The organism is Streptomyces sp. NPDC058401 (assembly GCF_042722885.1).
GTDB lineage: Bacteria > Actinomycetota > Actinomycetes > Streptomycetales > Streptomycetaceae > Streptomyces.
This window is the reverse complement of the sequence record NZ_JBHXKA010000057.1, coordinates 44,511-52,193: the sequence shown is the minus strand read 5'-3', so window position 1 is coordinate 52,193 and position 7,683 is coordinate 44,511. Positions and strand designations below refer to the sequence as shown.

At 70.1% G+C, this 7,683-nt stretch carries 7 protein-coding genes; 3 read left to right on the top strand and 4 right to left on the bottom strand.

The window, feature by feature from the left end:
* Nucleotides 1-47: 47 nt before the first annotated feature.
* Nucleotides 48-653, bottom strand: a complete 606-nt coding sequence (locus ACFWNV_RS21715) for a hypothetical protein (RefSeq protein ID WP_383949420.1) — start codon at nt 651-653, stop codon at nt 48-50.
* A 185-nt stretch (nt 654-838) separates the two neighbouring features.
* Here ACFWNV_RS21715 and ACFWNV_RS21710 point away from each other — a divergent pair, with 185 nt between their 5' ends.
* On the top strand, nt 839-1,174 hold the full coding sequence (locus tag ACFWNV_RS21710; protein WP_383949418.1) for a hypothetical protein: 336 nt from the start codon (nt 839-841) through the stop codon (nt 1,172-1,174).
* Between the two features lie 31 nt (nt 1,175-1,205).
* Here ACFWNV_RS21710 and ACFWNV_RS21705 read toward each other — a convergent pair whose 3' ends face one another.
* On the bottom strand, nt 1,206-2,240 hold the full coding sequence (locus ACFWNV_RS21705; protein WP_383949416.1) for a hypothetical protein: 1,035 nt from the start codon (nt 2,238-2,240) through the stop codon (nt 1,206-1,208).
* Between the two features lie 420 nt (nt 2,241-2,660).
* On the opposite strand from ACFWNV_RS21705, the gene abc-f reads away from it, so the two are divergent.
* On the top strand, nt 2,661-4,307 hold the full coding sequence (abc-f, locus tag ACFWNV_RS21700) for a ribosomal protection-like ABC-F family protein (RefSeq protein WP_383949414.1): 1,647 nt from the start codon (nt 2,661-2,663) through the stop codon (nt 4,305-4,307).
* A gap of 106 nt (nt 4,308-4,413) precedes the next feature.
* Nucleotides 4,414-4,674, top strand: coding sequence for a hypothetical protein (locus ACFWNV_RS21695; protein ID WP_383949411.1), 261 nt, complete (start codon nt 4,414-4,416; stop codon nt 4,672-4,674).
* Nucleotides 4,675-4,995: 321 nt separating this feature from the next.
* Here ACFWNV_RS21695 and ACFWNV_RS21690 read toward each other — a convergent pair whose 3' ends face one another.
* Entirely contained in the window at nt 4,996-5,445 is a 450-nt protein-coding gene (locus ACFWNV_RS21690; RefSeq protein ID WP_383949408.1) for a DUF2199 domain-containing protein, read from the bottom strand.
* A 170-nt stretch (nt 5,446-5,615) separates the two neighbouring features.
* The gene (locus tag ACFWNV_RS21685; protein ID WP_383949406.1) at nt 5,616-7,679 is read right to left on the bottom strand and encodes a SpoIIE family protein phosphatase; all 2,064 of its coding nucleotides are present in this window, start codon (nt 7,677-7,679) and stop codon (nt 5,616-5,618) included.
* Nucleotides 7,680-7,683 lie beyond the last annotated feature (4 nt).

The following is a 7,683-nucleotide window of genomic DNA, read 5'->3' as shown; positions in this document are numbered from 1 at the left end:
CGGTTTCCCGCGCGGGCGACGTCTTGCCCGGGCGTGCCCGGACCGGCTCAGCGTGTGGTCTTCGACCCGCGTTCGCCGGGCTTCTTCGGTACCCACGGGTGCACGGCGGTGGCCTCCTCGGGGGAGGGCTCGTCCATGGTCACGCGCCAGACGGCCTTGCCGTCCACGCTCGTGGCCCGGACCTGGATCTGCTTGATCTGGCCGGTCTCGTGCAGATAGAGCACGACCTCCTGCCGGAGCGAGCCCTCGTCGTAGAACTCCGCGGTCACCTTGCCCCGGGCTCCCTTGCCGAAGGCCGCGATCCAGTTTTCCGCGGTCTTCTCGGGGACGCCCCTGTCCTCTTTGTCGGCCACCAGCGAAGCCAGCTCGCCGACCTTGCCGTCGGCGATGCGCCACACCACCTGCTGGGTGATGCCCAAGGACCCCGTGGACGGGTAGCCGACCACGGCCAGCGGCGGGTGGCCGCCGTAGTCACCGGCGTACGCCACGTCTTCGGCATCGTGCGCCGAGGAGCAGGCGGTCAGCAGGCCGATGGCCATCGCCGAGAAGGCCACGACCCGCCAGGCCGGTCCCGGCCTCATCGAGAAGCCGTGCTGGGCATTGCTGACGACGCCCTGATTGTTGCCGGTCACGACCGCTGCGTGGTTGTACACACCGTTGTCCTTCTTCCAGGTGAAGAACAGGATGTCTCCAGGTCGATGATTGTACGGAACCGGTACGTGTGCCCGGAGTGGAAGTTCCACAGGCTCAGTCGTCGTGGTCTTGCACGCGGCTCGGGGTCTTCGCGACGATGGACGGGCAGTCCCCGTGCGACGTCCGACAGAAGGCGAACCAGTACGTGAGCGAGCAGACTCCCGCCGCCGCGGGCCCGAGTTTCACCCAGAACGTCTACGGCGGCACGGCCGCACAGGGCGTGAACGTGACCCAGAACATCGGGGTGCAGGCCGATCAACTGGCCGACCTCGTGCGGCAGCTGCGCGGTCTGGCGCCGACGCTTCCGCAGGCCGACCAGGAGGAGTTCCTGGTCGACGTGGAGGTGCTCGAGGACACCGAGCAGGCCCCGCGGGCGCGGCTGAGCGCCGGGCAGCGGATCATGCTCGCCCTGAACGCGGCCCCCGCCGCGCAGGCAGCCGTCGAGACGCTGGGTCAGGTGATCGGAGCGCTCGGAGGGTGAACCTCGCGGCGTCCCTCCGGGCCGGGTCGGTTCAGTCCTCGACGGTCGGGCCGACGAGCTTCTCCAACTCGGCCGTGACGGCCCGCGCGGCGGCCTGGTTGCCGGCACTGGAGAGCGAAGCCGTGATCCGCAGCCCGGCACTGAGCCGGTACTGCAGAGCCAGGCCGGAGTCCCTGAAGAAGCCGATGTCGGACAAGAAGTCTCTCCGTACCGCTGGTGGCAGCTGATCCGCATGGGTGACCAACTGCCACAGCAGACTGTCCGGATCCCCCGGTTCGAGGTCGCGCTGCGTGAGGTGCATGGCCTGCCCGGCCGTTCCGCCGTAGACGTTCTGGTTGAAGACCGGATGTGACTCTGCGGCGTTGCGCTCGCTCACGAATGCGCGCACCGCCTTTTGGGCGGACAGTACCGAGGGTATGGACGGATCCGTCCGGATGGACTCAAAGATGAACCTGAGGCCGTCCCTGACGGAATCGGCATCCCATCCGTGGAAGGGGATGTAGGCAACCTGCCCGTCGTTGTCCCAGAACGCCATGCCCGGAAGCTCTGACGATCTGATGTACCCAATGATGTCCGACAGCAGACCGACCGCGACGTACGCGTCCTCCTGCCCGGCCAACTGGTCCAGGCTCGGGTGGATATCGCAGAGATCGGCCGACAGCCGATCCAGGGCGCTCCAGTTGTCCGTGATGTACGACGCCAGCACCGGGTCTTCGCTCGAGTACAGAAAAATTGCGTGCAAGGGCACGTGGCGGTAGCGATGGACCTGATCCCGGCGCCTGTTGTCGGGCCGCCGTCGGGGGCGAAGGGGGAGGGAGAGGTTTTTCCAGCGGCTCCGCGCCTGCCCGTACCCCTGCCAGTCGGAGTCCGTCTTCAGGAGGACACGGAATCCCTCTCTCCACTTCCGTGAGAGCTCGCGATTCCCGCGAAGCGCACCTCCTTCGAATTCATCGACCAGTGCGAGGAGATGATCGATCGACTCATCTTCGATCGACCGGATCTCCGGATGGTGGCGCGACAGCCAATCCAGAAAACGAAGCATCGTGAAGCCCTGGACCGGATTCATGGAGTACCTCCTTCGCTGCACTCCGGTAACCGTACTCACGCCGACGGCCCGTAGTACCGGGATGCGGAGACTCCGGACACCAGCAACTCCACGAGCGCCAGCCCCTACGAGGGCTCGTCGGACTCCGATTGGCAACGACCCTTCCGAGGCGCGGGAGTTCGCTGCCCGGCAGGCCGGCGGAGTCGTCTACAAGCCGCTGTGGAACACGCCGTACACGGTTCACGGACGGGCGAACCCAGGTGTGGGTACGAGAAGTTCGCGCGGACGAGATCACCGAGGCCGTCATATATCGGTTGAGACGATACGCTCCGTCTTGCTATGGTGGCCGCATGGCTTTCTACTTCTTCCTCTGAGTCCGGGCACGGCCGACACCGCCGCTTCTGCTGCCCGTAGACACTTCGCACGCCCAGGGAAAGTCACATGCGCGACCGCGCCCGTACCCCTCGACCCGCTGCCGTGGCGCAGCTGTCCGTCAAGGAGGTCACCAAGGCCTATGCCACCCGGACCGTTCTCGACCAGGTCTCCTTCACCGTCCGCCCGGGCGAGAAGGCGGCCGTCATCGGCGAGAACGGCTCGGGCAAGTCCACCCTGCTGCGGCTGCTCGCCGCGGCCGAGGCGCCGGACGCCGGGGAGATCACCGTCAGCTTCCCCGGCGGCACCGGTCACCTCGCCCAGACGCTCGACCTCGACGCGGACCGCACCGTGCAGGACGCCGTCGATCGCGCGCTGGCCGAACTGCGCGACATGGAACGCCGGCTGCGCACGGCCGAGGAGCACCTCGGCGATGCCTCGGAGGAAGAACTCGCGGCGTACGGCGAACTGCTGATCGCGTACGAGGAGCGCGGCGGATACGAGGCCGATGCCCGAGTGGACGCCTCCCTGCACGGCCTGGGGCTCGCCGGGATCGGCCGCGCCCGGGTGCTCGGCTCGCTCTCGGGAGGCGAACGGTCGCGGCTCGCGCTCGCCTGCGTGCTGGCCGCCGCTCCCGAGCTGCTGCTCCTCGACGAGCCGACGAACCATCTCGACGCGGCCGCGGTGCGGTGGCTGGAGGAGCGCCTGCGCGCGCACCGCGGCACGGTCTTCGCGGTCACCCACGACCGCGGTTTCCTGGAGCGCATCGCCACCACGATCCTCGAAGTCGACCGCGATGCGCGCACGGTGCACCGGTACGGCGACGGCTGGGCCGGCTACCGCGCCGCGAAGGCCGCAGCCCGGCGCCGCGCGGAGCAGGAGTACGGCGACTGGCTTCAGGAGGTGGCCCGTACCGAGGAGCTGCTCGAAGCCGCAGGCAGGCGCCTGGCCGGCACCGGCAGGGATCCCGGTCAGGGCTTCGGCAAGCACCGCCGCTCGCACGAGGCGAAGCTCGGCGGGCAGGTCCGGTCCGTCCGGGAGCGGCTGGCACACCTGCGGCGCCACCCCGTGGCCGCACCGCCCGAGCCGCTGCGCTTCACCGCGTCGCCGGCCACCGCCGGCGGCGGGAGTGCGTCGGACCGTCCGCTCGCGGAGCTCGACGGCGTGGTCGTCGGCGATCGGCTGCGTCTGGACGGCTCGCTGGCGATCGCGCCCGGGCAGCGGCTGCTGGTCACGGGGGAGAACGGGGCGGGCAAGACGACACTGCTGCGCGTCCTGGCCGGTGACCTGGAACCGGATGCGGGCGCGGTACGCCGCCCCGCGCGGATCGGATACCTGCCGCAGGAGCTGCCGGCACGCTGTACGCGGCTTCCGCTGCTCGCCGCCTTCGCGGCCGGGCGGCCCGGGCTGCCGCAGGAGTACGCCGCACCTCTGCTCGCGCTGGGCCTGTTCCGCGAGGAGGACCTGCACGTCCCGGTCGCGGCGCTGTCGGCCGGCCAGCAGCGGCGTCTGCAGATCGCGAACCTGGTGACCCGTCCCGCGGACCTCCTCGTCCTCGACGAGCCGACGAACCACATCGCACTCGACCTGATCGGGGACCTGGAGGAAGCACTCGCGTCCTATCCGGGAGCGGTGGTCGCGGTCTCTCACGACCGCGACTTCGGCGAACGCTTCCGCGGGGTGCGGCTGGAGCTCCACGACGGCCGGGTGCGCTGACCTGGATACGGCCGTTGGTGGTTCGCGGCCCTGCGGCACTCGGCCGGCCGGGCGATTGCGCGCCACAGCCGAGCGCCGGCGTCGTTGCACCTACATGACCGATTTCATGGTGCAGATCTCCGCCGACTGGCTCGCCCGCGTGTTCCTCTCGCTCCGCCGCGGCACATCCGAGGATGCGCACGAGCTCGCGGGTGAGCTGCAGCCCTTCACCGAAAAGCCCGGCCAGCGGGTACCGGTCCCGAGAACGACGGTCCTGCGTACGGAACTCGCGCTGCGCCGCGAAATCGAAGCCGCCCGCGAGCACACCCGACGCGCGGAGCTGTCCGAACAGGCCGATTACCTGGTCAAGAGCCGCCTGGTCGGCTGACCGATCCGAATGCCTGGCAGCGGAACGCCGGCGCCACACCAGCCGAAGAGCCCCCGAAGAACGGCAAGGCGGGCAAGATCGCGTTCGGCGTGACCGGCGGCGTCCTCGCCATCGGCGTGCTCGCCTCTCTCGGCTCCACTGGAAAGGGCAGTGAACCTGCGGCGGCAGAACTCCGCCCCGCCCCCGCCCCCACCCCCACTCCCTCCTGGACCCCTTCCAAGAGGCCTGAGCTGGAAACCCCTACGAGCCGTGCCGCCGTGGCCTGTGTCCTGTCTCGTCGAAGTTCGGCCCGTCTTGGTGAAGTTCGATCGACGGCACCAGTCAGGCCGGGTGCAGTACAGCCATGGCGATCTCACGCACGCGGTCCCGCGTGATCCCGGTGCGCTGTTCGACGGCGAGCGGGTGGTCTGTGGGCTCCAGCTCGATCAAGGGCCTTTTGCCGACCGGTCGCGTGTGGGCGTTGGTCTTGAGGTTGGTGGTGCCCTCCGAATAGAGGGCGAGCTCGGTGCTGAGCCAGCCGAAGTACGGCTTCTCGGCATCGCGGTGCTCCGCGTTCCGCACCTCTAGGGCGCGGGCGAAATCGTCCCTGCTCAGAGAGACCCAGACGCCCCAGGAGAAGACGTCCTGGCCGCCGATGACAGGTATCTCGATCAGGCCCTTGATGAAGAAGTGCTGGCCCTTGACCACGCACTGGTCGGGCGACAGCATGCTGTCCGGATCGCCCTCGAAGCTGGGCTCCCAGACGTCCGGGGCCGTGATCGAGTAGCTCATGGGGAGCTCTGCGTGGTGGTCGCCGCAGCATGAGCACGTGAAACCGAGATCGTTAGACATGGCGCGAGCCTAGCGACCACCGGCACGTGAATACCCCGGGCCGTGCAACAGTCACTGGTGGCACGCTGCCGCCATCGGCCCGGCCGGCGCCGGTGTTGGGCCTGGTGTGGCTACGGGGCGCGGTGGACGCGGGCCAGGACGAGGACCGTGTCGTCGGTGGGTGGGGTGGGCAGCAGGGTGGTGAGGATGTGGTCGGCCATCGGTTCCAACGGGCCCGGGGAGCGGCGTAGTTCGACGCGCAGGGCTTCCAGGCCGGTGTCGATGTCCCGGCCGCGTGCCTCGATGAGGCCGTCGGTGTAAAGGGCGAGGGTCGCGTTCGCGGGGAGTTCGGTCTCGGCCGTCCGGAAGGGGAAGCCGCCGACGCCGAGGGGGACTCCCAGGACTTCGTCGAGCGTCTCCACCGTGCCGTCCGGCCGGAGCAGCAGGGGCGGGGGATGGCCGGCGCTGGCCATGCGGGCGCGGCCGCTCTTCGGGTCGTAGACGAGGTACAGGCACGTCGCCAGCTCGATGCCCGTCTCCTGGGCGCACGCGTCGAGTTCGGCGAGCAGGTCGGCGGGATCGCCGTCGTGCCCGGCCAGGGCCTTGGTGGTGATGCGGAGGCGGCCCATCGCGGCGGCGGCCGATACGCCGTGCCCCATCACGTCGCCCACCACGAGGGCGACCCGGCCGTCGGGCAGGCCGATCACGTCGTACCAGTCGCCGCCGACCTCGGTGATGCGGCTGCCGGGTATGTACCGGTGGGCCACCTCCACGTAGGGGCTCGTCGCCAACGCGCTGGGCAGCAAGGCCCGTTGGAGGGTGAGCGCGATGTTCTGGACGCGGCTGTACAGCCGGGCGTTGTCCAGGCAGATCGCCGCGCGCGAGGCGAGCTCGCCGGCGAGGCTGACGTCGTCCTCGGTGAAGGCCGGCCGGTCGGCGGACCGGCCGAACATGGCGATGCCCTGGACGGTGCCCCTGGCGATGAGCGGGGCGACGAGGACGCAGGCGAGCCCGCTCTCGGCCAGGAGCCGCGCGCGCGACTCGATGAGGACGGTCCGGGCCAGGAACTGCTCGTTCACCACGGCGGAGACGGCCCGGCCGCTCCGCAGCATGTCGTGGATGACGGAGCCGGGCGGATACCGCACCGTCTCCACCCCGCTCACGAGCTCGGTGGCCGGCGGAGGCAGGATCGTCCCGGAGGCGATCCGGCGGGTGATCAGCGGCAGCGCCGGATCAAACTCCGCCGACTCGTCCATCCACTCCACGACTTCGACCACGGCGCCGTCGCAGAAGTCCGGCATCGACGCGTCGACCAGCTCCCGGGCCGTGAGGTTCACGTCCAGGGTGGTCCCGATGCGCGTGGAGGCCCCGTCGAGCAGGGAGAGCCGCCGGCGGCTGGCGGTGGCTTCCAGGATGGCCTGCTCCCGGTCGGTCACGTCCACCAGCAGCCCACCCACTCCGGGGCGCGAACCGGCCGCCCGGCTCAGCGGGAAGAAGCTCACCGACCGCACTTGGTCGCGGTCCGGATGCCCCCGCGGGCGCATGCCCACCAGCATCCCCACGACCGGCGGCCCGCCCAGGGCGACGGCCCGGAGCATCCCGCGGAACTCGCCGCCGTCGGACATGATCATGATCTCGTCCACGGGCCGCCCGAGGTGCGAGGCGATCGGGAGGCCGTCCATATCGGCGAGCGCCTGGTTCAGGTGGACGTACCGGAGGTCCGGGTCGAGCATGACCAGACCGATGGGGCAGGTCTCGAAGAGGGCGTCGAGGAAGGCGAGGTTGGTCTTGACCCGGTCGAGCTCGTCGCTGCGGCTCGCCAGGACCATCACCACCGAACGCCCTCCGGCCCCCCTCATGGAGAAGGCCCGGAAACCGCACTCGAAGTCCCTGCCGTCACGATGCCGCGCCGTCAGCCGGCCCCTCCAGTACCCGAGGGTCCGGCCCCGCTCCGCGAGCCGGGCGCAGGCATCGGAGGCGCTCCGGGGCCCGTCGGCGAAGAGGAGGGCGCCGGGCCTCGACAGGACCGCGGCGGATTCGTACCCGAAGAGATCCCGCGCACCAGGGCCCCAGTGGCAGACGAGGTCGGCCTCGTCCATGCCGAAGACGGCCACGGGCACGTGCTCCAGCATCGCCCCCGGCTCGGACCAGAACGGGCCGTGCGTCTCCTCGCCCCCCGGCAGAGCCGATGGCACGAGA

Bases quoted from the DNA above. Each gene is read 5' to 3' on its own strand.
- ACFWNV_RS21705 (WP_383949416.1), bottom strand. From the start codon at position 2,240: ATGAATCCGGTCCAGGGCTTCACGATGCTTCGTTTTCTGGATTGGCTG.
- abc-f (WP_383949414.1), top strand. From the start codon at position 2,661: ATGCGCGACCGCGCCCGTACCCCTCGACCCGCTGCCGTGGCGCAGCTG.
- ACFWNV_RS21695 (WP_383949411.1), top strand. From the start codon at position 4,414: ATGGTGCAGATCTCCGCCGACTGGCTCGCCCGCGTGTTCCTCTCGCTC.
- ACFWNV_RS21690 (WP_383949408.1), bottom strand. From the start codon at position 5,445: ATGAGCTACTCGATCACGGCCCCGGACGTCTGGGAGCCCAGCTTCGAG.